General features: G+C 69.1%; 19 protein-coding genes. 8 read left to right on the top strand and 11 right to left on the bottom strand.

Translation table 11 applies throughout. The annotated features are described in order from the left end of the window. Positions 1 to 262: 262 nt before the first annotated feature. The 3 genes from VS93_RS06520 to VS93_RS06510 all read right to left on the bottom strand — a co-directional run bounded on the left by VS93_RS06520 (position 263) and on the right by VS93_RS06510 (position 1915). On the bottom strand, positions 263 to 454 hold the full coding sequence (locus VS93_RS06520; protein WP_046469109.1) for a hypothetical protein: 192 nt from the start codon (positions 452 to 454) through the stop codon (positions 263 to 265). 139 nt (positions 455 to 593) lie between these two features. After that, positions 594 to 1286 (bottom strand): hypothetical protein, encoded by a 693-nt coding sequence (locus VS93_RS06515; RefSeq protein WP_046469108.1) that lies wholly within the window; start codon positions 1284 to 1286, stop codon positions 594 to 596. Between the two features lie 68 nt (positions 1287 to 1354). Continuing rightward, a complete protein-coding gene (locus tag VS93_RS06510) occupies positions 1355 to 1915 on the bottom strand; it encodes a DoxX family protein (protein ID WP_052745566.1) in 561 nt (186 codons plus the stop codon). Between the two features lie 153 nt (positions 1916 to 2068). Between VS93_RS06510 and VS93_RS06505 the strand changes: the two genes are divergently transcribed. The 4 genes from VS93_RS06505 to VS93_RS06490 all read left to right on the top strand — a co-directional run bounded on the left by VS93_RS06505 (position 2069) and on the right by VS93_RS06490 (position 7076). Next, on the top strand, positions 2069 to 2761 hold the full coding sequence (locus tag VS93_RS06505) for a ribonuclease HII (protein ID WP_046469106.1): 693 nt from the start codon (positions 2069 to 2071) through the stop codon (positions 2759 to 2761). A gap of 230 nt (positions 2762 to 2991) precedes the next feature. Further along, positions 2992 to 5427, top strand: coding sequence for an AAA family ATPase (locus VS93_RS06500; protein WP_046469105.1), 2436 nt, complete (start codon positions 2992 to 2994; stop codon positions 5425 to 5427). 60 nt (positions 5428 to 5487) lie between these two features. Next, complete coding sequence (locus tag VS93_RS06495; RefSeq protein ID WP_046469104.1) at positions 5488 to 6216, top strand: nucleotidyltransferase family protein; 729 nt, start codon at positions 5488 to 5490, stop codon at positions 6214 to 6216. Between the two features lie 38 nt (positions 6217 to 6254). Then, a complete protein-coding gene (locus tag VS93_RS06490; RefSeq protein WP_046469103.1) occupies positions 6255 to 7076 on the top strand; it encodes a tyrosine-protein phosphatase in 822 nt (273 codons plus the stop codon). A 14-nt stretch (positions 7077 to 7090) separates the two neighbouring features. Here the strand turns inward: VS93_RS06490 and VS93_RS06485 are convergent, their stop codons facing one another. Then, positions 7091 to 8677: a hypothetical protein gene (locus VS93_RS06485; RefSeq protein WP_046469145.1), complete on the bottom strand. Its 1587-nt coding sequence runs from the start codon at positions 8675 to 8677 to the stop codon at positions 7091 to 7093. A 168-nt stretch (positions 8678 to 8845) separates the two neighbouring features. Then, positions 8846 to 9103 (bottom strand): hypothetical protein, encoded by a 258-nt coding sequence (locus VS93_RS06480; RefSeq protein ID WP_046469102.1) that lies wholly within the window; start codon positions 9101 to 9103, stop codon positions 8846 to 8848. Between the two features lie 846 nt (positions 9104 to 9949). Here VS93_RS06480 and VS93_RS06475 point away from each other — a divergent pair. Both VS93_RS06475 and VS93_RS06470 read left to right on the top strand, forming a co-directional pair. Further along, a complete protein-coding gene (locus tag VS93_RS06475; RefSeq protein ID WP_046469101.1) occupies positions 9950 to 12049 on the top strand; it encodes a SpoIIE family protein phosphatase in 2100 nt (699 codons plus the stop codon). Between the two features lie 354 nt (positions 12050 to 12403). Beyond that, complete coding sequence (locus VS93_RS06470; RefSeq protein WP_082126668.1) at positions 12404 to 14107, top strand: RNA polymerase sigma factor; 1704 nt, start codon at positions 12404 to 12406, stop codon at positions 14105 to 14107. 294 nt (positions 14108 to 14401) lie between these two features. On the opposite strand, the gene yaaA is transcribed toward VS93_RS06470, so the two are convergent. Further along, the gene (yaaA, locus tag VS93_RS06465; protein ID WP_046469100.1) at positions 14402 to 15199 is read right to left on the bottom strand and encodes a peroxide stress protein YaaA; all 798 of its coding nucleotides are present in this window, start codon (positions 15197 to 15199) and stop codon (positions 14402 to 14404) included. Positions 15200 to 15433: 234 nt separating this feature from the next. Between yaaA and VS93_RS06460 the strand changes: the two genes are divergently transcribed. Further along, the gene (locus VS93_RS06460) at positions 15434 to 16207 is read left to right on the top strand and encodes a GNAT family N-acetyltransferase (RefSeq protein WP_082126663.1); all 774 of its coding nucleotides are present in this window, start codon (positions 15434 to 15436) and stop codon (positions 16205 to 16207) included. Here VS93_RS06460 and VS93_RS06455 read toward each other — a convergent pair. After that, positions 16204 to 16434, bottom strand: coding sequence for a DUF7455 domain-containing protein (locus VS93_RS06455; protein WP_046469099.1), 231 nt, complete (start codon positions 16432 to 16434; stop codon positions 16204 to 16206). The genes VS93_RS06460 and VS93_RS06455 overlap by 4 nt on opposite strands. A gap of 520 nt (positions 16435 to 16954) precedes the next feature. Here VS93_RS06455 and VS93_RS06450 point away from each other — a divergent pair. Continuing rightward, positions 16955 to 19063 (top strand): DNA gyrase/topoisomerase IV subunit B, encoded by a 2109-nt coding sequence (locus tag VS93_RS06450; RefSeq protein WP_046469098.1) that lies wholly within the window; start codon positions 16955 to 16957, stop codon positions 19061 to 19063. Positions 19064 to 19072: 9 nt separating this feature from the next. Here VS93_RS06450 and VS93_RS06445 read toward each other — a convergent pair whose 3' ends face one another. The 4 genes from VS93_RS06445 to VS93_RS06430 all read right to left on the bottom strand — a co-directional run bounded on the left by VS93_RS06445 (position 19073) and on the right by VS93_RS06430 (position 23943). Then, positions 19073 to 20197 (bottom strand): L-cysteine desulfhydrase Cds1, encoded by a 1125-nt coding sequence (locus tag VS93_RS06445; RefSeq protein ID WP_046469097.1) that lies wholly within the window; start codon positions 20195 to 20197, stop codon positions 19073 to 19075. A gap of 283 nt (positions 20198 to 20480) precedes the next feature. Then, entirely contained in the window at positions 20481 to 20807 is a 327-nt protein-coding gene (locus VS93_RS06440) for a tetratricopeptide repeat protein (protein WP_046469096.1), read from the bottom strand. A 58-nt stretch (positions 20808 to 20865) separates the two neighbouring features. Beyond that, positions 20866 to 21369, bottom strand: coding sequence for a beta-class carbonic anhydrase (locus VS93_RS06435; protein WP_173434271.1), 504 nt, complete (start codon positions 21367 to 21369; stop codon positions 20866 to 20868). 87 nt (positions 21370 to 21456) lie between these two features. After that, positions 21457 to 23943: a DNA gyrase/topoisomerase IV subunit A gene (locus tag VS93_RS06430; protein WP_046469094.1), complete on the bottom strand. Its 2487-nt coding sequence runs from the start codon at positions 23941 to 23943 to the stop codon at positions 21457 to 21459. Positions 23944 to 24023 lie beyond the last annotated feature (80 nt).

Below are 24023 nucleotides of genomic sequence, written 5' to 3'. Positions count from 1 at the left end.
TCGCACCCGCCCCGGTCCGTGTTCGGAGGCGCTCATGCGGGAGGAAACGGTTCCCGCGTCCGGCGGCAATAGGTCCCGCCGCTGGATTTCACCCGGTATGGCGCGAGTTTGGATTCATCATTACCCGGCCTTTAATCGACGCCGAGTAGGGTCGCTGTATCGGGGGGAGATTGTTCCCGGATTCCGCCGCCTCCAAGAGGTGATGCCAGGAATCCGGGAACAATTATTGGAGCATTCTTGACTTCGTTTCCGGCCCGCCTCGTCACGCGGCGTGTTCGAGAGCCTGGTAGCCGCTGTCGATGTCCACGCCGTGGCGCGCCGCTATCTCCACGAGATCCTCGATCTCGCCGAGCTGGACGAGACACAGGTCCTCGTCGCCTCGGGAGTGGGCGCGCTGGAACGCCATAACCGCGTCGTATATGCGCAAATGCAGCGTCGTCATGAATTCTGTCATCGCACTCTCGTTCCCTGCGGCCGGTCCGCGACTCCACCCATGTTTACCGGACTGATACAAGAACCGGGTTAGTGCTCAGTGCGTGAAGAGGAAAACCGGGCGTGAGCCGGAGCACGGTCAGGGCTGGACGCGCGCGGGTTCAGTACTCGCTCCAGGAGTACCAGTCGCCGGAGATGTGCTCGTAGACGACGCCGCCATGCCCCCGGACGAAGACGTCGGTGGGCAGTGACTCTGGGCTGTGGGCGAGCCCCGACGACGCGTTCAGCAGCCCCGCCCCCTGCACCGTGTATCGCGTGACGCCGTCGGTGACGGACACGGCTTTGAGCGGGTACAGCCCGGCCCACGTCCCGTTCATCGGGATCGTGGTGGAGCGGTTGGCGGTGTCGCGCACCTCCACCAGGGAGTCGGAGGAGACCTCGACGCGCGCCTGCAGTGGGAGGTCGGTCACCGCCAGCACGATCGTCAGCACCGCTATCACCGGTGCCGTGACCCAACGCAGCCAGTAGTAGCGGATCATCGGGCGGGCCACCGTCAACGCGATCCCCAGCCGCAGCGCACCCATAGCGGCCAGAACGGCCCCGCCGCCCATTCCGATCAGCCAGCTGGACAGGTGGCCGCCCGGCATGCTGTCCTCGTGCAGCAGGACCAACCCGACGAATACGCACGCGGGCAGGTAGAGACGACCGGGCGGGCGCGACGCCCAGGCGATGAGGCGCTCGCCGAGCGTGGGTTTGTGCGCGATCTCGATCAGCTTCGCGACCGAGTCGCCCTCGGCGCTCTGCGCGGCCCCATCGCCCGGTTCCTGGCCGGACATGGGGGCTGCGGCGGACATACGAATGTTCCCCCACCGATTCCGTGTTCTCGTACGAGGCCGACGCGGGACGGGCCCCGGCGGCCGCGTCAAGTTTGCGAAGGCCGCCCGACGGCGGCCTGTTCTTCAGGATAGGGGAGGGCCGGGGCCTCTTCGGGCCGTTTGGGGGAAGGAGGCGGGGTTCGCGGTGATCGTCTCGCGGCTATCCGATGCCGCGGCGATGAGGGCCGGGAGAACGCCAGGTGATCCACTGCCAGGCGTCCGGTGTGCACCGCTGGAAGCAGACAGGCCGTCACGGCCAGGACGAGGAACGCCGGTGCGGTGGCGGGGGACAGAGGCGGTTCCGCGATCCAGGCCAGCCAGAGGACTCCTGCGCCGAGCGCCGCCAATATTGTTCCGGACAGTGGTGTCAGCAGTCCCAGTACGAAAGCGGTCGCGCACGCCAGCTGGACGTGCGGCAGGACCGTGGCCACGGTTTCGGGGGCGGGAACCCCGACCGCCGACAGCCGCTCGACCGTAAGGGGATCGACGGGACCGCCCCCGATGCTCCGCCAGGCGTGCCGGGTGAACAGCAGGCCCACCCCGAGCCGGAGTGCCAGGGTCGTGATGTCGTACAACGTCCCGCGGTAGCCACCAATGGACCGCCGCATGCCCCACTTCACGCTTGACCACCCCCTCAACACCGTCGGTCAACAGGAAGCTACCTAAAGCGGCGAAATTGTTCGCGTGCCACACGCGGGGATCGCCGAATGCGCGCTGAACCGGGGCGAGCACCCGGCGGACGGGCCACTAGGGTGGGGCGCGTGACCACTTCAGCCTCCTCCGCTGTCGAGCCGCCGACCTACGCGCTGGAGAACGAACTCTCCGGGAACGGCGCGGCGCTCATCGCCGGTATCGACGAGGTCGGGCGCGGGGCCTGGGCCGGACCTGTCGTGGTCTGCGCCGCGGTGACCGACGGATCCGATCCCCCCGAAGGGCTGACCGACTCCAAGAAGCTCACTCCGAAGCAGCGCGTGGCCATGGAAGAGAAGGTCCGTCCATGGGTGTGCGACCATGCCCTCGGCCGGGCCGCTCCCGATGAGGTCGACGAGGTCGGCCTGACCGAAGCGCTGCGCCGCGCCGCCCTTCGCGCGCTGGAAGGGCTCCGCGAGCGGCCCGACGCCGTCATCCTCGACGGCAAGCACGATTACCTGGGCCGCCCGTGGAACGTGCGGACCCAGGTCCAGGCCGACCTGTCCTGCGTGAGCGTCGCGGCGGCGTCGATCCTGGCCAAGGTGCACCGCGACTCCTACATGGCCGAGCTCGACCCGGCGTTTCCCGGCTACGGTTTCGCGACGGCCGCGGGCTACCCCTCGCCCGCCCACCGCGCGGCGCTCGCGGAGTGCGGCCCCACCCCGCACCACCGGCTGAGTTGGGCCTACCTCGACGCTCTGCCCGAATGGAGGCATCTCAGGAAGCCGCGACCGGGACCCAACGGCCAACTCCCCCTGGTCTAGTCTCGAATCGTTCATCCCAGCGGCGTGTGTGGTGTACAACGTCTGGACGGATGCGACACGCCGGACCGTTACGGGGCATCAGTACCGAGGAAAACCGGCGACTGACGGCAGGATGGGACACGGCCGCGGGCCGCCGGGCCTGGGGCTGACGCGGACATTACGGAAAACAGGTGACAGCGAGGCGGCTGACATCGTCGCCGGGCCGGGCACGACGGGGATAAGGGGGCAGGATGCCGCGCGCCGACCGGACCCGGACCGTGGAGAGTTCCGGGCGGACGTCCTCCTTGGAGCGGCTGCGCTCCGCCTACTACGGTTACCCGCTGCGTTCGCGGCTCGTCGCCGGCCTGGTCGTCGTCACGGTCACCGCCGTGCTCGCCCTTGTCACCGGTATTCCGGTGCTGCTGGCGACCTCGGTGGCGGTCGCGGTCCTGCTCGTCTTCGCGGCATTGATGCGCTCCACCGAAGCCGTCGCGACGGTCCTGGTGGGCATCGCCTGGCTGGCCGTCGCCTTCCCGCTGTTCCAGATCCCACTCGCGGGCGATCCGGCGGTGCTGGTCCTCTTACTCCTGCCGGCGCTGGTTTCCCTGGCGGCCACCCGGATCCGGGAGTTCCCCGTTTGGCACACCACCCTCCTGGCTCTGCTGGTCGCCCTCATCGTGGGACTCGCCGTCGCCTTGGGGGCCATGCTCACCGCATCCGCGCCGCCCGCCCTGGGGGTCGTCTGCACCGTGGTGGCGGCCGGCCTGGCGCTGCTGTGGCGGGCGGTCGCCGCGTACCGGTTCCGGCGCGACCTGCAACCGCGGAGCGAAGCCCAGGAGGGAGGAGGGCCCCAGGGCAGGGAGCCGGCCGGTGCCGCTCCGGGCCGGGAGCGCGGCACCGGGCGCGCCGCGGAGGGCGTCTCGAAGCAGGAGGCAGCGAAGGGCGACGACGAGCAGGTGGAACCGATACCGGTGGACGAGGCCCTCGCCCGGCTCGAGGACATGATCGGGCTGGACCCGGTCAAGCAGCAGGTCCGGGCGATCGCGGCATCCATCGAGGCGGCCCGGCTGCGGGCCGACGCCGGCTACTCCGTCGACAAGCCGCTGCGTCACCTGGTGTTCTCCGGCCCTCCCGGGACCGGCAAGACGAGTGTGGCCCGCACCCTCGCCACGATCTTCCACTCCTTCGGCCTGCTGCCCACCCCGCGTGTGGTCGAGGCCCAGCGGGCCGACCTTGTGGGAGAGTACCTCGGTGCGACGGCGATCAAGACCAACGAACTCGTCGACCGCGCCCTGGGCGGGGTGCTGTTCGTCGACGAGGCATACTCCCTGGTGAACGACGGCGACGGCCAGCCCGACCGGTTCGGCAACGAAGCGGTGCAGACGCTGCTCAAGCGCGCGGAGGACGACCGCGACCGGCTGGTCGTCATCCTCGCCGGGTACCAGGAGGAGATGGACCGCTTCCTGGCCTCCAACCCCGGCCTGGCATCCCGGTTCGCCACCAGGATCACCTTCCCCAGCTACAGCCCCGATGAGCTGCAGCAGATAGCCGAGTCCCTGTTCGAGCAGCGCGGCGACCGGCTCGACAGCGAGGCGCGGCCGGGGCTGCGCCGCAGGTTCGAGCAGGCCGCGCAACGGGAGGTTGTCGCCGAGCTCGGCAACGGCCGCTTCGTCCGCTCCCTGGTGGAGAAGGCCGCCGAGGCCCGCGATGTGCGCGTCGTGACCTCGGGGAAGGGGGAGCACCAGCCCGACCCGGAGGAGCTGGTCACGGTGCGCGTCCCTGACATCGCCACCGCGTACGAGGAGCTCACCGCGCGACTGCCCGGGTTCGGTGAGACCCCGGACGTCGCCGAGGCCCTGGCCGAACTGGACGGGATGATCGGCCTGGAACCAGTCAAGCGCCAGGTGCGGTCGATCGTCGCGCAGCTGCAGGTCGCCAAGCTCCGCGAGGAGCAGGGGCTGCGTACCCAGCCCCCCATGCGGCATTTCGTGTTCTCCGGGCCGCCCGGGACCGGCAAGACCTCGGTCGCGCGCATCCTGGGGCGGGTGTTCGCCGCGCTTGGGCTGCTCACGCGGGCGGAGGTCGTCGAGGCGCAGCGGGCCGACCTCGTCGGGGAGCATCTGGGGGCCACAGCGGTCAAGACCAACAAGCTGGTCGACCGCGCGCTGGGCGGGGTGCTGTTCGTCGACGAGGCCTACGCGCTGGCCAACCCGGGCTACAGCGGCGGCGACGCGTTCGGCGCCGAAGCCATTCAGACGCTGCTCAAGCGCGCGGAGGACGACCGGAACCGGTTGGTGATCGTGCTCGCCGGGTATCCGGCGGAGATGGACCGCTTCCTGGCCAGCAACTCCGGGCTGGCCTCCCGGTTCAACGTGCGGGTGGGATTTCCCAGCTACACCCCCGACGAGCTCACCGAGATCGCCGACGTCGTGGCCGCCCGCACCGGTGACGTGTTCGACGGGTCGGCCAGGGAGGACCTGCGGCAGATCTTCGGCTACGTCTGCGAGGCCGGCTGGATCGACGAACTCGGCAACGGCCGGTTCGCCCGCTCCCTGTTCGAGAAGGCCTGCTCCTACCGGGACCTGCGGGTCTCGGAGGAACTGGGGGACGCGGCCACGGCCGCCGAGCTGACCATGGTGACCAGCGCCGACCTGCGCCAGGCGTACGGCGAGGTGACGCAGGAGTGACCGGCACGGCCTCTCCGCCGCTTCCCGCGTCCGCGCAACCGTCCTGCTAGCCTCCGCTTCATGAGTGGATCCACCTCCCCCCTCCGTCAGGCCGTCATCCTGGCCGGCGGCCAGGCGACCCGCCTGAGGCCCTACACCGACACCCGCCCCAAGGCCATGGTCGAGGTCGCCGACCGCCCGATCATCGACTACCAGCTCGAGTGGCTCGCCGGATACGGCGTCGAGCATGTGGTCGTCTCCTGCGGTTACAAGGCGGAGGTGCTGCGTGAGCACGTGGCCGCCCGTACCGCCGGCCCGGAGGTCACTCTGCTGGTGGAGGAGGAACCGCTCGGCCGGGGCGGTGCACTGCGCTACGCCGCGTCCGGCCTGAAGGGCGGCGACGACCCCTACTACGCCCTCAACGGCGATGTGCTCACCTGGTTCTCGCTGGACGACTTCACCACCTACCACAGGCGGAAGGGCGGCCTGGTCACGCTGGCTCTGACGCAGTACCGCACCAGCTGGGGCATCGTCGACGTGACCGAGGACGGAACGATCGAGGGATTCACTCAGAGCCCGATGCTGCCCTTCTGGATCAACGCCGGTGTCTACGTCTTCGAGCGCGCGACCACTCCGCTGCTTCCGGAGAAGGGCGACCACGAATCCACCACCTTCCCGGAGTTGGCCGGGCAGCGGCGGCTTTTCGGTTACCGGATCGACGGATTCTGGCGCGGGGTCGACACGGTCAAGGACGTCAAAGAGGCCAGCGAGCAGATTCCCGCCCTGCGCGAAGGAGCGTTCATGCCCTAGATAAGACCGGGCCATAACCGGTAGATAAGGTCGTTTCCGTGACGAACGACGCCCAACTCCTGGCCACCGCCCCCAACTTCCGCGATCTCGGGGGCCACGCTACGAGTGACGGAGCGCGGGTCCGCCGCGGTCTGCTGTACCGTGCCGACGCGCTGGCCTGGCTCGACGACCACGATCTCGCCCTCATGGAACGCCTCGGCCTGCGCCAGGTGATCGATCTGCGCGCCGCGCTCGAACGCGAGAAGGACGTCGACCGCATCCCCTCGGGAGCGGAGTACACGGTCATCGACGTCGCCCCCAGTCCGTCGGCCCCGCCGTCCGGTTCGGGTGGAGAGGAGCAGTCCCCGGTCGGGGATCTGGCCACGATCCTCTCGCATCCCGAGCGAGCCCGGGCGGTGCTCTCGAACGGCGGCGCCGAGCGGTTCATGCACAACGTCAACCGGGTACTCGTCACCGGCGACGAGGCCTGCGCCGGCTACGCGGAGCTCGTTCTGCGGGTCGCCACGGGGCCAACGGCGGCGGTGTTCCATTGCAGCGCCGGCAAGGACCGCACAGGATGGGGCTCTGCTCTGATCCTGGCGTTGCTGGACGTCCCCAAGGAGGCGATCATCGCCGATTACCTGGCCAGCAACGCCCGGTTGGACAACGTCCGGAGGTGGGTCCACGGGCTGACCGACAGCAACGGCGTCGACCGGGAACTGGTCGCCCCGATCATGCTCGTGCGCCGCGAATACCTGGAGACCGCCTTCACCGAGGTGGAACGGGTGTACGGGACGTTCACGGACTACGCCCGGGACGGTCTGAAGCTCGCTCCCGAGGTCATCGGTTCCCTCCGGGAGCGCTTGCTGGAGCGTGGCTGATCGGAGACGGCGGGCTACAGCTCCCCGAGCCGTACCACCAGGTCGTTCTCGTCCTCGGCGTCGTGGAGGACCTTGAGGAGCGTCTCCAGGACCTCCGGGCGGCCGTGGCCGCGGTCGAGCAGGCGTTGGGCGGCCTCCCAGAGTGCGGAGGGCTCACCGTTCCACAGACGTTCGGCGAGGCGCTCGTGCGCCGCGAGTTCCTCTTCCGACGCGGAGTCCGCGTTGGCGTCCCGGCCGGCGGACTCCTGGCCGGCCGAGTGCTTGCCCCGCGGCCACCCTGTGGTGTCGTACTCGCCGAAGTGGTCCAGGCGCAGCAGGGCGCGCCGCCCCGTCCGGGTCGCCGGATCGAACTCGCTTGCGGCTTCGGCCACCAGATCGCTGGCGAGCAGCGGGAAGGCGAACATCCGGCGGGCGAGCGCCGAAAGGTCGTTGTCAGGCAGCAGTCGGCGGATCGCCTCCCTGCGTAACCCGAACGAGGCGGCGGGGTCGAGGTAGGAGGTGGTGAACGCCGCGGTGGACTCCCACAGCGCGTCCAGCGTGGCCTTGACCGCGGTCTCCGGCAGGCCGTGGCGCGGCCCCGCCCACCGGATCCACGCGGCCAGCACGTGCGGCATGGCCTGCTGCTCCTCCGGCAGCAGCACGACCCGGCGCGGCAACCAGGTGAGCAGGAACGCCTCGACCTTGCGCGGGCTCACCCGCAATGGGCGGCCTGCGTCGACATCGCAGCCGTAGGCGATGATGTGGTCGACGCAGCGACTCGCGGCGTAGGAGTCGGAGAGCTCCGCCGCGGCGTCGGAGGCGAGGAACTGGGCGGCCAGCGTGGCCCGGTGGTCGCGCCGCCACACGGGTTCGGGGGCGGGATCCTTCTCGCGGGGCAGCATCCGCACCCGGGCGAGGGCCAGGGCGTGGTGCGCCGCCAGCGACCCTTCTGCGAGGTCCCGGTTTCCCGCGCCGGTGATGCGCACCGGGCGCTCTCCCACAGTGCTGGTCAAGACCTGGTGGGTCCGCTTGAACGCGGCCTCCAGCAGCGTGCGGGCGTGTTCGGGGGTGAGCGTCGTGAAGCTCGCCATGAGGTCGTCCGCGGTCTTCCGGCGGCAGTGCGCCAGCAGGCGGTCGACTTTGGTCGTCACCCAGGCGTCTCGGAGGACGCCGCCGGTGTTGTGGTCGATGACGGCGATCAGCGCGTGCCCGGCGTCGCCGGTCTCGGCCTCGGGATCGTCGTCGTAGCGGAACGTGCAGATGATGTCGTCGATGTCGCCGAACTTGTTGCCGGATACGTAGGCCGCGACCGGGCGGGCCTCTCCCAGCGGGGCCGCCCATACCGGGCGCGCGACGCCCTTGACCTCCAGCCGCTGCACTTGCTCCTCGGCCAGGACACGCTGGCTCCGGGAGGTGCCCAGGACGGAGACGCCGGTCAGCAGCGCGAGGCCGGCCGGGGTGCCGGCGTTCGCGGCGTGGGAGACCAGTCCTTCACCGAGCAGCCGGTCGACGTCGACACCGGGGACTCTCTGCCCCCACCAGGAACCGAGCATTTCGCTGACACCGAGTTCGACGTCGAGGGGGTGCCGCATCGCGAGGAACGCCCTGGCAGCGCGCAGCATTTCGGCGAAGACGGCGTCTGGCACTGGTTCGGGGTCCGGTTTTCGTGAGAGGGGTGATACGGACACTCGTAGAGCCTAAGGCACGGGCCGCCTGGTGCAGAGGAGGAAACCCTTCGGACAAGGAGCGCGCGTGGGGCGGGCGCCCTGGGGGAGGTCCGGGAGCGGACGCTAAACGAGCTGGTCGTGCTCGTCCGGGCGCGGTCGCACGGCCTCTCTGGACGGAGGCTCGGATTTGACCATGGCCTGGAGGCGCTCCCGCGCAACGCGTTCCACGAGACCGGGGGTCACGTCGAAACCGAGATGCTCGGCGCATTTCCAAGTGTCGGTGATGCAGCGTTCGACACGACGGGGCGACAGGGCCCCGAACTCGTCGTGCAGCCGTGCGGTGACCTGTTGGAGGTCATGTGCCGGAGAGATTTGGAGCATCCTCGCTCACGCCCCTTGCGGTGAAGTGGTCCGGACGGCGACCACCATCCATTTCACTTCCTCAGGCAGAGGTGTCAACCCTCGCTACGCCGGTCCTTGCGCAGGCTTTGCGTAGCCCTGTAACGGGGCCGTTCGGTTCCCTCCGAGGACGCGAGGGAAGTAGTCGGCACCTCCGTCGCATTTCCGCCGGAAGAGCCGCATTCTCCTGGGAGGGCCGCAGGTGGGAAAGGGGGGACCGGTCGGCGGGGCTCCGCCGTGCAGATGTAAAGAATTGGTAAAAATGGGTTTGGAGTTGTCGGGGTTGCCGTCCTTCTGGTACCACCTCCGGTGGGAGGGGGCGGCGTACCCGGGAACTGGCTTGGCGTGCCCGGGGTCGCCGATCTGGAGGATGGATATTCGCTGCGTGTCCGCGTGGTAGCCGTCCGATTATTCGGGCTTCCGGCGAATAGGACGCATTTTACCTGGTCATCGCGTGAGGGGGCGAGAATAGGTTGACCGAAATCCGGTAAGACGCCCCGGCGGGCCCTTCCGCGTCGTATTATTTACTTTCCGCTATGCCCATTTACTTTCCGCCGCGGCTCAGTCGATGTGAAGGGGCGGTCGTGGCCTATGCTGAGGCGACGGCGTCGGCCTACGGGGCCGTCGCCACAGAACTACCGGCTCGTGATCGCGTCTCAAGGGGGAGTCTTGGGCAGTGGGCGGTGACTGGCGCGATCGCGGGGAGCGTCTCCGTGGTGGAGGTCGGCCATGTCGTTCCCGTCCCCACCTGGACCACATTCGTTAAGCTCTGGCGCTCGCGTGAATGAGTCCCCCTCGAACGGGGGGAAGGACCCGGAGGTGTCATCGTTGAGCACCGAGACGTCCGTTCCGCCCCCTCGCGTGTTCGGACTCGACCCCTCGGATTCCGCCCTGCTCGAGACCCTTCTCAAGGAAGCCCCTATCGGTTTCGGCTTCTTCGACACCTCGGGACGGTTCCGCCGTGTCAACCGGACTCTGGCCGCCGTCTACGGCCGGAACGACGGTGACTGCCGAGGTCGGACCCCTGGTGAAGTGCTGCAGCGCTCCGAGGACGTCGACGCTCACAACGCCGCGATCTCCGCGGTGCTCGCGGGGAGCCCCGTCGTCTACAGCGACCACCACCTCATCGGTGGTGCCCCGAACGCTTCGGGCGAGGAGCCGCACTGGGCGCTGTCCTGGTTCCCCGCCTATGGTGACGACGGCGAGGTCGAGGGGGTGGCCCTCATCGCGGTCGATCTGAGCGACAGGCACAAGGTGGAGGTGGCGTTGCGGCGGAGCGAGGAGCGCTACCGATCCCTCCTCAAGGCCGGCAACCAGGTCGTCTGGGCTGCCGACCCCAACGGGGAGATCCAGGAGGACTGCCCCGAATGGCGGGCCATCACGGGCCAGTCGGTCGATCAGTACCTTGGCCGGGGGTGGCTGGACGCTGTGCACCCCGACGACCGGGACCTGGTCGAACGCGCCTGGGATGACGCGATCGCAGACAGCGCGACCTTCGACGAGATCTTCCGGATCCGCACCCAGTCCGGGGACTTCCGCTACTACCGCTCGCGCGCGGTCCCGATCATGCGTGACGGCGAGCTGATGGAGTGGGTGGGCGCCAACACCGACGTCACGACCCAGCGCGAGGCCGACGAGATGCGGCAGCGTCTCACGCAGCAGCTGGGAGAGGCGGCCCTGCGGACCGTCCGGTTGCAGAAGGCGACGTCGGATCTGGCCGAGGCCCTTACCGTTGACGAGGTCGTCCAGGTCATGACGGAGATCGGCCGCTCGGCGGTCGGCGTGGACCGCACGACCGTGGCGCTGCTCGACCGCGAGCGGTTGCGGTTGCGCCTGCTCAACCCCGACGTCCTGCCCGACATTCCGGGCACTCACCCGGCCGAAGCCGGGCTGGACTTCCCCGGCACGATGTCGATGGCGGTGCGCGACCGCAAGCCCTTCATCGCCGGCAGCCCGATCGAGCTGCGGGCGCTGCTCGACGACGATCCCGACGTCGTCACGTTCCTGGAGCACACCGACGAACAGGCCTGGGTCACGCTCCCGCTGCTCAGCGCAGGGCTGCCGATCGGTGCGCTGCGGTTCGCGTTCACCAGCCCCCGCGAGATCTCCGACGAGGAGAAGGTCTTCCTGGAGGCACTGGCCGGCCAGTGCGCTCTCGCGCTGGGGCGCGCCACGCTGTTCGAGCGCGAGCACCGGACCGCCGAGGCGCTGCAGAGGAGCCTGCTCCCCGAGGAGCTTCCGGAGGTCAAAGGCGTCCGGATGAAGGCGTTCTACCGTTCGGGGACCCAGCACGTGCAGGTGGGCGGCGACTGGTACGACGCCTTCCCGCTTCCCGACGGCCGGGTGGCCGGTGTTCTCGGCGATGTCATGGGCAAGGGGATCAAGGCCGCCACCGGGATGAGCCGGGTGCGCAACGCGTTGCGGGCGCTTGCGTTCAGCATGCCCGAACCCGCCGACGTCCTCACCGGGCTCGACCGGATGTTTCACGCCACCGAGGGCATGGACCAGGTGACCACACTGGTCTACTTCGTTCTCGATCCCGAGACCGGCCAGATCGATCTCAGCAACGCGGGGCACCTTCCGCCGTTGGTTGTGGTCGACAACGGGGCTCCGTGGTTGCTGGACGCCGACCCCGACACGCCGCTCGGAGTGAGTGCGCGGCGCGGCCATCACAAATTTTTCGTGCAGCCCGGTAACACCGTCGTCCTCTACTCCGATGGACTGGTTGAGAACCGGAAGCGCTCCGTTGCCTCCGGCCTCGACGAACTTGTCACCGTTGCGTCACAGGCGCGGCCGGAGGTGGTGGGCGATCCACAGGAGATGCTCAATTATCTTGTTGAGAGCATGCTCGACGGGTACGAGCAGGACGATGACGTCACACTGCTCGCCGTCCACCTTCCGGTGCTCGAGGCCGAACCGGAGAAGTAGACCGTACGAAGAAGTCCGCCACTTTGCCTAAGGTGGAGGAGCCATCAATCCCGTTCACGCGGGGGGTGGATTCAGGACCCGACGGTGGGGTTCGATCCGCACGGCTGCGGATAAAAATCCTACTGGGCGGATGTGCCCAAACGCTAGAGAGGGCGCATACGCTGAAGAAAAATCGGCTTCCCCGTCCAGGCGGGGACGATCCCGGGCAAGAACGAGGAGAGGGGCCTGACTCCTCCTTGTGGCTCATCGGGCCGCCGGGTCCAGCAATCTCGCCACACGTCCGTTCGAGAGGTGTTTGTGTCACCTGCCAGTTCGACCCGCTCTAAGCAGCAGGAGTCGCTGCAAGAGCCCGTCATCCAGCAGCTGATCGAGCGTGGGCGGTCCCAGGGGTACCTTGAGCCCGAGGACGTGCGCCGTGCCTTCGAAGAGGCCGATATTCCGATGTCGCAGGCCCAGACTGTGCTCCGGAGTCTGACCAAGGAAGGCGTGACTCTCGTCGTGGGGGCTGAGGAATCCGCACCCGCGCGACGCAAGTCCACGCGCAAGAAGGCGGCTACCCCGAGGAAGACCGCTACGAACAAGGCGAAGCGCGCGGCGGCGGCCCAGGAGCAGCCCGACACCGTTACGGCGGTCGTCGACTCCGGGAGCGCGACGACGACGGCCGAGCCGGAGGATGAGCCGAAGAAGAGGCGGGCGGTGACCGCGCAGGCGCGCGGGAAGGAGACGCCTGCGCGTGGCGAGTCCGTCGCCAAGAAGTCGACGAAGAAGAAGTCCACCGCCAAGGCCGCGTCCTCCTCGTCCGTTTCCGCGGACACGGAGACCAAGCCGGCCGGGGAGCGGGAGAAGGCGCCCGCCAACGCCGGGAACGCCAAGGAGGACTCCGGCCTGGAGGCCGCGGGGGAGCAGGACCAGGAGCTCGAACTCGAGTCGACCGAGGACATCGAGGACACCGGGGTCGAGCTGGAGCTCGTCGAGGACCTCGATGACAGGCCCGAGGCGGCCGACGGCCCTGTCGCGGGGTCCGGCGTCAAACCCGAAGACGTCGGAATCCCGGAGAAAGCCGCGGCCAACACCTCCGAGGACGAGGCGTTCGTCCTCTACGAGGACGACGACGACGCCCCCGCTGCGCAGGTGGTCGCCGCCGGCGCCACCGCCGACCCGGTCAAGGACTATCTGAAGCAGATAGGAAACGTCGCCCTGCTCAACGCGGAGCAGGAGGTGGAGCTCGCCAAGCGTATCGAGGCCGGGCTGTTCGCCGAGGAGAAGCTCGCCGAGGAAGAGGGCTCCCTGAGCCCGGACTTCCGCGACGAGCTCGAGTGGATCGCCGAGGACGGCGGCCGCGCCAAGAGGCACCTGCTTGAGGCGAACCTGCGGCTCGTCGTGTCGCTGGCCAAGCGCTATACCGGTCGCGGCATGCTCTTCCTCGACCTGATCCAGGAGGGCAACCTGGGGCTGATCCGCGCGGTCGAGAAGTTCGACTACACCAAGGGCTTCAAGTTCTCGACCTACGCCACGTGGTGGATCCGGCAGGCCATCACCCGCGCGATGGCCGACCAGGCGCGTACGATCCGCATCCCGGTGCACATGGTCGAGGTCATCAACAAGCTGGCGCGTGTCCAGCGGCAGATGCTGCAGGACCTCGGCCGTGAGCCCACCCCCGAGGAGCTCGCCAAGGAACTCGACATGACCCCCGAGAAGGTCGTCGAGGTGCAGAAGTACGGCCGCGAGCCGATCTCGCTGCACACCCCGCTCGGTGAGGACGGCGACAGCGAGTTCGGCGATCTCATCGAGGACTCCGAGGCGATCCAGCCGGGTGAGGCGGTCAGCTTCACTCTCCTGCAGGAGCAGCTCCACTCGGTGCTCGATACCCTGTCCGAACGCGAGGCCGGTGTGGTTTCGATGCGATTCGGCCTCACCGACGGCCAGCCGAAGACCCTGGACGAGATCGGCAAGGTCTACGGGGTGACCCGCGAGCGCATAAGGCAGATAGAGAGCAAGACCATGTCGAAGCTGCGGCACCCGTCCCGTTCCCAGGTGCTGCGCGACTACCTCGACTGACGGCCCGGCTCGCTACGTCCACGCCGCGGGGTGCAGGCCCCGGGAGTTCTGACGTGGAACGCAGCGGCCGTACGAGCCCCACCGGATCGGGCCGGTCTCCGCGCAGACCGGCCCGATCGCTTGCCGGTGATACCCCGTCACCACAGAGGCTCCTCGGGTGTGGCGATTCCCTGGGAAGTCCGTGGTGCTGTCAGCGCAGCTCTGCGCTCTTCAACTGACACGCACGATGATGCCGGGCGCGATGTATGACCGAGATAAAGAACCGAGACCGGTTTGTTACCCGCGCGGATCCGGTCAGGCGCGCACGACGACATCCAGCACGAAAGGCCGGTTCCTGCCTGGCGGGCCGGTGAGTTCGGCCGGGTGGCCGAGATCGTTGAGAGCCTCGGCGAGTTCCGCCGGGGTGCCGGCGTCGACCCGGTTGGCGAGCAGGGCATGGGCGAGCGCGCCTCGGGTGGCCTTGGCCATGTGGCTGACAACGGTGCGCTTGGCGACCCCGCCGCTGACAGTCTCGCGCAGGACGCGGACGGTCGCGGTCCGTTCGGCCGTGCCGCCCGACGGTTTGAACGCGGCGGCGTAGGTCGAGGAGCGGCAGTCGACGACGAGCTGTCCGTCAGCGGACTTGGTGAGGACCTCGGCGAGCCGCGACCGCCAGAACGTCCCCAGAGCGCCGATCGGCGGGAGTCTCACCCCCATCGACAACCGGTAGGGCGGCAGCGGATCGGTGGCCCCGACCGCCCCCCACAGTCCGGAGAAGATCAGCACGGACCGCCGGGTGAGCTCCGCGGAGCCGCCGGACAGTAGTTCCGGCAGCCGGAGGTTGCCGTAGAGCATACCGGTGTAGAGGTCCGCGGCCCGAAGCGTCGCCGCTGTGCGCACCTCGCGGTCGCGCCGCACGGCCTCGTTCTGCGCGGCCGAAATCCGCAGGACCTGCCGGGCCGTTTCCTCTGGGCCGGAACAGAGCGCCTCCAGCGCCTCCAGCGCCGTCTCCCGTGCTTCGTTCATCTCGGGCAGGCTCAGCGCGGCCAGGTCCAACGGCGCCCCGTCCCCGGCGGTGGCCTTGCCTTCGGACGGCGGCAGCAGAATGAGCATGGGTTCTCTTTCTGGTGTGGCGGAACTGTGGTTGTGTCCACAACGGGAGACGGCCAGGGCCGTGCGCGCTGGTCCACGGATCCCCGGGTACCGGCTGATCCTATCGAGGGACCAGGCGGGGTCACCGATGGCGGCTCCGCTCGTCCTCGCACGGAGCCGTGTCGAACCGCTCCGTACCGGGTTCGCGGGGATCCGCACGTGCCTCGGTTGCGGAGCGGAAACGAGGAATGTCCGATGAACGAATGGGCCGATCGGGTGTGCCGGGACTGGCCATCGGCAGAGGTCCACGTGCGCGGTGGATGGCGTCTCGGTCACAGCGAGGGCGTGACCAAACGGGCGAACTCCGCGATCGCGCTGGGCGGTGACGTGTCGGTGGAGGCGATGGAGCGCTTCTACCGGTCACGCGGCAGCGCGCCCTGCGTGCAGGTCTGGCCGGAGAACGCGGAACTCGGCGCCGCCCTCGCGGCCCGCGGATACGGCGTGGTCGATCCCACGCTGGTGATGGCCCGGGAACTGGCCGAACGGCCCGCGGCGACCAGCGCGGTCACGGTCAGCGCCCGTCCGGGTGAGGCATGGAGAGCGCTGTGGCGGGAGGCGGACGTCCCTTCGGAACGGATCGGCGCCCTGCACCGCATCCTCGACCGGGTGCCGGCGATGGGATACGGCCTGCACGACTCCGGTCTGGCGCGCGGCTGCGTCGCCCTGAACGGGGACTGGGCCGGGGTGTACGGCATGGTGACCCGTCCCCGGGCGCGCGGCTCCGGGCTGGCGGGACAGATCGTCGCGGCGCTGCTCGGCTGGGCGCACGACAAGGGCGCCCGCAACGCCTACCTGCTGGTGACCGAGGCCAACGCGGGGGCGCGGCGCCTCTACAGGCGTTCCGGCTTCACCGTGGTCGACCGGTACCACTACCGGGTGGCGGGTGAGTGCGGAACCGCCTCCGACACGACATCGGCGGTGGCCTCCGTTCGGAGGCCACCGCCGGACGCCTTTCCTGTTATGACTTAACGCTCATCTTCGGCGGACGTGGCCGGGGTTTCGTGCAGGCGGCTCGTCTCGTCTTGGATCTCCGAGGCGATCTTGCGAATCGAATCGTCGTGCTTGCGCATGTGATGTGCGCAGAACAGCAGTTCGCCGCCGGAGCTGAGTACCACTCGGACGTACGCCTGCGCACCACAACGGTCGCAACGGTCAGCAGCCGTCAGCGGCTGGGTGGGGGCAAGGGTTCCAGTCACTTCGCCTTCCTCAATACTCGGCGTTAGTCACTTGGGACAACATCTAACCGGACGAGGAGCTTCCCAACCAGTCCTCCTGTACGCCGACAGCGGAATCAGCCCGGAATGTGACCCACATCATCCTCGGTGGTGGGCTCTCCGGCCGGGATCCTGTCCGGTGACACGCCAGGCTAGCCGGTCGAGCAGGGGAGCACAGGGTTCTCCTGCTCCGAGGTGGTAATCTCGCGCGTGGTATGGACGCGGGAACCCCGGCGCCCCAGCCGTTGCCGCCGGTAGGAAGTGGGCGCCACGCGCCGATCTCCTCCGGCGGCGAAATTCGCGCCAGCGAATGTCAGAGTGCGCGGATACCCTGGCCCTGGCCGGGGGTGTTCCCGGCTCCGGCCGGGAGCGGAGTCCCCATCGCAGCCGGTGGGCCGTACCGTTCGGACTCCAGCGCCGACCCCCTGTCCACCCGTGTCCAGCACACGTCCGGCTCCGCCGGGCGGTGTCGCGCCCGTCCACAAACGCAGGAGATGTCCACGTGACCGCCCTCACCGCTGCCGTCCATGATCCCGAGGATTACTCTGCTCGGCATCTTTCGGTCTTGGAAGGACTCGAGGCGGTCCGCAAGCGCCCCGGCATGTACATCGGGTCGACGGACAGCCGCGGCCTGACCCACTGCATGTGGGAGATCATCGACAACTCCGTGGACGAGGCGCTCGGCGGCCACTGCACCCGGATCGACGTCGTGCTGCACGCCGACGGCTCGGTCGAGGTGCGCGACAACGGGCGCGGCATCCCCGTCGACGCCGAGCCGAAGTCGGGTCTCTCCGGTGTCGAACTGGTCATGACCAAGCTGCACGCCGGCGGGAAGTTCGGCTCCGGCTCCTACACGGCCTCCGGCGGCCTGCACGGCGTCGGCGCCTCCGTCGTGAACGCGCTCTCGGCCCGCCTCGACGTCGAGGTCGACCGCCAGGGCCACACGCACGCCATGAGTTTCCGGCGCGGGCTGCCCGGCCGGTTCGACACGCCGGGGCCCGACGCCGACTTCGCCCCGGGGTCGGGGGTCGAGCAGGTGCGGCGGGTGGCCAAGAAGGTCACCGGTACGCGCATCCGCTTCTGGGCGGATCGGCGGATCTTCCTCAAGGAGGCCGACATCGCGCGCGAGGCGCTGCTGGACCGCGCGCGCCAGACCGCCTTCCTCATCCCGGGGCTGACGATCGCGGTGCGCGACGAGCGGACCGAAGGCGAGCCGCCCTACGAGGAGGAATTCCGCTTCGACGGCGGCATCAGCGAGTTCTGCGCCTACCTCGCCCCCGACGAACCGGTCAACGAGGTGCTGCGCCTCCAGGGCTCGGGCTACTTCACCGAGACCGTCCCGGTGCTCGACGACAACGGTCACATGACGCCCACCGACGTCGATCGGCACCTGGAGGTGGACATCGCTCTGCGGTGGGGGACCGGTTACGAGTCCACGGTGCGCTCGTTCGTCAACGTGATCGCCACCCCCAAGGGCGGCACCCACATCGCCGGGTTCGAGCGGGCGCTGGTCCGGGTGGTCAACGACCAGCTGCGCAGCAGCAAGCTGCTCAAGACCAACGACGACCCGGTCACCAAGGAGGACGTGCTCGAAGGGCTTACCGCCGTGGTCGCCGTCCGGCTGCCCGAGCCGCAGTTCGAGGGGCAGACCAAGGAGATCCTGGGCACCTCCGCCGCGACCCGGATCGTCTCCCAAGTGCTCGGCAAGGAGTTGCGGCATTTCCTGGCCTCGACCAAGCGCGGGGAGAAGCAGCAGGCCCGGACCGTACTGGAGAAGGTCGTCAACGCCGCCCGGGCGCGGGTGGCGGCCCGCCAGCAGCGCGAGACCCAGCGGCGCAAGAACGCACTGGAGAGCTCCGCCCTGCCGGCCAAGCTGGTCGACTGCCGCAGCGAGGGTCTGGACCGCAGTGAACTCTTCATCGTCGAGGGGGACTCCGCCCTCGGCACCGCCAAGCTCGCCCGCGACTCGGAGTTCCAGGCGCTGCTGCCGATCCGCGGCAAGATCCTCAACGTGCAGAAGTCCTCTGTCGGCGACATGCTCAAGAACGCCGAGTGCGCGGCGATCCTGCAGGTGATCGGCGCGGGGTCGGGCCGCACGTTCGATCTGGACAGCGCGCGCTACGGCCGGGTCATCCTTATGGCCGACGCTGACGTCGACGGTGCGCACATCCGGTGCCTGCTGCTGACGCTGTTCTACCGGTACATGCGGCCGATGCTGGAGGCCGGCCGGGTCTACGCCGCGGTGCCGCCCCTGCACCGGATCGAGCTGACCAACGTCCGCAAGAAGAAGCGCGGTGCGAAGCCCGAGGACCGCTACATCTACACCTACAGCGACGCCGAGCTGCAGCGTAAGCTGCTGGAGCTGGAGAAGAAGGGGCTGAGCTGGAAGGAGCCGGTCCAGCGGTACAAGGGGCTGGGGGAGATGGACGCCGACCAGCTCGCCGAGACCACGATGGATCCGCGCCACCGCACCCTGCGCCGGATCCGCGTCGAGCACGCCGAGGAGGCGGCCTCGGTCTTCGGGCTGCTCATGGGGAACGAGGTCGCCCCGCGCCGCGAGTTCATCGCCAACGGAGCCCAGGAGCTGGACCTGAACCGGATCGACGCCTGAACCCCGCCACTAAGGGGCCGGTGGGGCCCACTCGCCGGCGGCGAGGAAGCGTTCCAGCGTGGCGGTGTAGGGCGCGAGGTTCAGCCCCTTCTCCGCCATCCACGCGTCGTCGTAGTAGCTGTGCCAGTAGCGCTCGCCTCCGTCGCAGATCAGCGTGACAACGCTCCCCCGGCGCCCTTCGCGCAGCATCCGGGCGATGAGCTGCCACACCCCCCACAGGTTGGTGCCGGTGGAACCGCCGGTGCACAGGCCGGTCACGTCGTTCAGGTGGCGCATGGCCGCGATGCTCGCGGCGTCGGGGACCGGGATCATCAGGTCGATGACGGAGGGGACGAAGCTGGGCTCCATCCGCGGGCGGCCGATCCCCTCGATGCGCGAGGGCATGCCCGTGGCGTAGTCGGGCGCGTCGGTGACCCAGCCCGGGAAGAACGCCGAGTTCTCCGGGTCGACCACCGCCAGCCGCGTGTAGTGGCGCCGGTAGCGCAGGTAGCGGCCGATGGTGGCGGAGGTTCCGCCCGTCCCGGCCCCCACTACGATCCACTCGGGGACCGGGTGGCGCTCCATCCCGAGTTGCTCGAAGATCGACTCGGCGATGTTGTTGTTCCCCCGCCAGTCCGTGGCCCGCTCGGCGTAGGTGAACTGGTCCAGGTAATGCCCGCGGACCTCGGCGGCGAGCCGCTCGGCCTCGGAGTACATTTTGGCGGGGACGTCCACGAAGTGGCACTTGCCGCCGTAGCGCTCGATCAGCGCGATCTTCTCCGGGCTGGTCGAGCGGGGGACCACGGTGATGAAGTCCAGCCCGATGAGCCGGGCGAAGTAGGCCTCGGAGACGGCGGTGGAGCCCGAGCTCGCCTCCACGAGGGGGGTGTTCTCGGTGATCCACCCGTTGGCCAGGCCGTAGAGGAACAGCGACCGGGCCAGCCGGTGCTTCAGGCTGCCGGTGGGGTGCACCGACTCGTCCTTGAGGTAAAGGTCGATGCCCCACTCGGGGGGCATCGGGAACACGTGCAGGTGGGTGTCCGCCGAACGGTTGGCGTCGGCGACGACCCTGCGGATGGCCTCGTCCACCCAAGAGCGTGTGCGTGCGCAGGAACGGTCGACCCAGCCGGACGATTCCTCGGGCGTAGATGGCATGTCTGAAGCTAACGCCGTCCCCGTTGGCAGCGGGCAGGAGAGAGGGATGGGCCGCCGTGCTGTTTTTGCCATCTGGGCCGCAGCGAGGCGGTAAAAACAGCACGGCGAACGATGGGAAGGGAAGCTGGGATACCGGGTACGCGCGTGGCGGGGCGTGGGTGCTGGTGCCTCCCTCGCTGCACGACGCCGGGGAGGGCGCTTCGCGCCACACGGCCGCCGCTACGCGATGTCGGCAGCCTCCTCGGCCGGTGACCACGCGGCACCGGCCGAGGCGATGAGCCGATCAGTCGAGGGACCCTCCGGACATGGCCGCGTGCAACCGCCGGTGCGGTGCCGCTTCGTCGTCGCGGTTCTGGCGTTCCAGCGACCGGGCCAGCGCGATGTGCGCCCAGTTGTCGCCGGGGTCGAGTTCGAGGAGCCGGCGGAAGGTCTGCTCGGCCTTTGCCAGCTGAGCGGAGTGGAAGTAGGCCCGACCCAGGAGTTCCAGGATCGAGCGGCTCTCGGGCTCCTTCTCGCGGAGAGGGGCGAGGAGCTTGGCCGCGCCGATCGGATCACCGAGGTCGAATCGCATCTTGCCGCGTGCGAAGGTCTCGTAGGTCGACTCCTCCATGGGAACTCCCTTCATCGCGCGTCACAACGGCTGGGACGGGTCTCCCATTCCCGCGGGGTCACGCGTCCACAGGGGATACCTTCCCGGTGTCGACGTCATAGATCACACCCGCGACCGGAAGCCCTTTCGGGAGCAGTGGATGGTGCCGGACGCGCCCCAGGTCATGGCGGAGCGCGCCGAGCTGGTCGTTGTCGGTGTGGAACTCCAGGCTGCGGGTGTCGACCCCGTGCTTCTCGTAGATGAGACCGTGGACGGCGTCGTCGCTGTCGACCGAGGCCATCTTGCAGCGGGTGTGCGGCATCACCATGACGCGCTCCACCTCCAGGAGGTAGGCGGCCAGGACCAGGGTGCGCAGCGTCTCGTCGGTGACGCGGGCGCCGGCGTTGCGCAGCACCTTGGCGTCGCCGGGCTTGAGCCCCAGGACGCCCAGCGGTTCGATGCGCGAGTCCATGCAGGTGATGAGGGCGAGACCGCGGGCGGCCGCAGGGCGCAGGCCGGCCAGGGCGAAGTTCTCGACATAGTCGGTGTTCGCGCTGAGAACGTCATCGAAGGCATTGCTCACAACACAGCTCCACACAACTCCACGTGCGTTTCGGCCGGCTCCGAAGCACGCTTTTCGAAGCCCCGCAGCCGGCCCCGACGTCGAACTTTAGCTACCGGCCTCCGAGAGGCCCACACCGGCATCGGTCTGTCCGCTCCCGACCACGGTGATGGCGCGGGGGAGCGGTTCCCCGGAACCGTCCCTGCGCTGGTCGAGGTCGGGCAGCCGGACCGGCCCGCCGTCGGCGCGGCTGGCGCGGGCCGGTGCCCGGCCGATCCAGCCGAAGATCAGCGTGTCTTCCCCCTTGAGGAAGCGCTGGCAGCGGACGCCACCGGTGGCCCGCCCCTTGACCGGGAAGGTCTCGAACGGGGTCACCTTCGCAGAGCCCGCCTGTGTTCCCGGCAAGGAAGTGGAGTCGCCGGCGACGGTGACGACGACGGAGTCCTCGGGCAGCGCGACCGCGCCGAACCACAGTGCCCGCGCCCCCTCGGCCAGCTTGACGCCGGTCACGCCGCCGGCCGCGCGGCCCTGCGCCCGCACCGTCTCGGCGGAGAACCGCAGCAACTGGCCCGCGGAGGTGATGAAGACCAGGTCCTCCTCGCCCGTGGACAGCTGGGTGACCCCCACGAGCCGATCGTCGTCCCTGAGATTGATGATCTCGAAGTCGTCCTTGTTCTGCGGATAGTCGGGGGCGACCCGCTTGACCACCCCGTGCGCGGTCCCCACTGCGATTCCCGGGCCGTCACTGTCGAGCACGGCGACCGAGAGCACGCGTTCGTCCTCGGCCAGTTCCACGAACTCGCTCACCGGTAGGCCGGAGGCCAGCGGCGGCGCCTCCGCGGCGGCGTCGGGGAGTTCGGGCAGCTCCAGCACCGGGAGGCGGATCATCCGCCCTAGATCGGTGATCAGGCCGATCTCGGAGCGCGAGCTCGCCGGGACGGACGCCGCGATCGCGTCGTGCTTGGTGCGCAGTCCCTCGAACATCCGCGGGAGGGCCGCGCCCTTGCTGCGGCCGAGCATGCCGCTGGTGCTGAACAGGACGTGGCAGGGCTCGTCCGCCAGCTCCAGCGGGATCGCCGCGCTGCGGGTGGCACCGGAGCTCTCCATGAGGACCGTGCGGCGGGGAGTCGCGTACTCGCCGGCGATCTCGCCCAGTTCGGTGGACACCAGCTCGCGCAGTTTGGCGTCGGACTCCAGGATCGCGGTGAGCTCGGCGATCTCGGTGTTCAACTGGTCGCGCTCGTTCTCCAGCTCCAGACGGTCGTACTTGGTGAGCCTGCGCAGAGGAGTGTCGAGGATGTAGCGGGCCTGGGTGTCGGACAGCTCGAACGTGGCCATGAGCCGTCGGCGGGCCTGCGCGGAGTCCTCCGAGTCGCGGATCAGCGCGATGACCTCGTCGATGTTGAGCAGGGCGATGAGCAGCCCGGCGACAAGATGCAGCCGCTCCTCGCGCTTGCCGCGGCGGAACTCGCAGCGCCGCCGCACGACGTCCAGCCGGTGGTCGACATAGACCTGAAGCAGCTCGCGCAACCCCAGCGTCTGCGGCTGGCCGTCGACGAGGGCCACATTGTTGATCCCGAAGGACTCCTCCATCGGGGTGAGCCGGTACAGCTCCTCCAGCACCGCCTCGGGGTTGAAGCCGTTCTTCAGCTCGATGACCAGCCGCAGACCCTGGTTGCGGTCGGTGAGGTCCTTAAGGTCGGAGATCCCCTGGATCTTCTTGGACTGCACCAGCTCCTTGATGCGGGCGACGACCTTCTCCGGCCCGACGCTGTAGGGGAGCTCGGTGACGACGAGGCCTGTGCGGCGCGGCGAGACCTTCTCGATGGACACGGTCGCACGGGTGCGGAACGTGCCCCGTCCCTTCACGTAGGCGTCGCGGAGGCCGTCGAGGCCGACGATGGTGCCGCCGGTGGGCAGGTCTGGGCCGGGGACGAATTCCATGAGCTCGTCCAGCGTGGCCTCGGGGTGGGCGATCAGGTGCCGCGCCGCGGCGATGACCTCGCCGAGGTTGTGCGGGGCCATGTTGGTGGCCATGCCCACCGCGATCCCGGACGCGCCGTTGACCAGCAGGTTCGGGAAGGCGGCCGGCAGCACCTCCGGCTCCAGTTCCTGGCCGTCGTAGTTGGGCCGGAACTCCACGACGTTCTCGTCCATGGAGGCGGTCAGCAGTTGGGCGGCGCGGTCCAGCCGCGCCTCGGTGTAACGCATCGCCGCGGGGGCGTCGTCGCCGCCGAGGGACCCGAAGTTGCCGTGCCCGTCGACCAGCGGGACGCGCATGGCGAAAGCCTGGCTCATCCGCACCAGCGCGTCGTAGATCGCGGCGTCGCCGTGCGGGTGCAGCTTCCCCATGACCTCGCCGACGACGCGGGCGCACTTGACGTGGGCGCGGTCGGGGCGCAGGCCCATCTCGTTCATCTGGTAGAGGATCCGCCGCTGGACGGGTTTCATCCCGTCGCGGGCGTCCGGCAACGCTCGTTGGTAGATCACCGAGTAGGCGTATTCCAAGAAGCTGCCGCGCATCTCCTCGGACACGTCGATGTCGATGATCTTCTCAGCGAGTTCCTCGGGAGGTTGGGACGTAGTACGGGCCATGGTGGTAATTCTGGCCCCACCTGGCCACCACCGCGAATCAGAACCCGGAAAAGGAACGCGGGACGGGTGTGCGTTAAGGT

The sequence above is a fragment of the Allosalinactinospora lopnorensis genome (genome assembly GCF_000981225.1).
GTDB classification, from domain to species: domain Bacteria; phylum Actinomycetota; class Actinomycetes; order Streptosporangiales; family Streptosporangiaceae; genus Allosalinactinospora; species Allosalinactinospora lopnorensis.
Note: the sequence above shows the minus strand (reverse complement) of the source record. Positions and strands in the feature narration are given on the sequence as shown.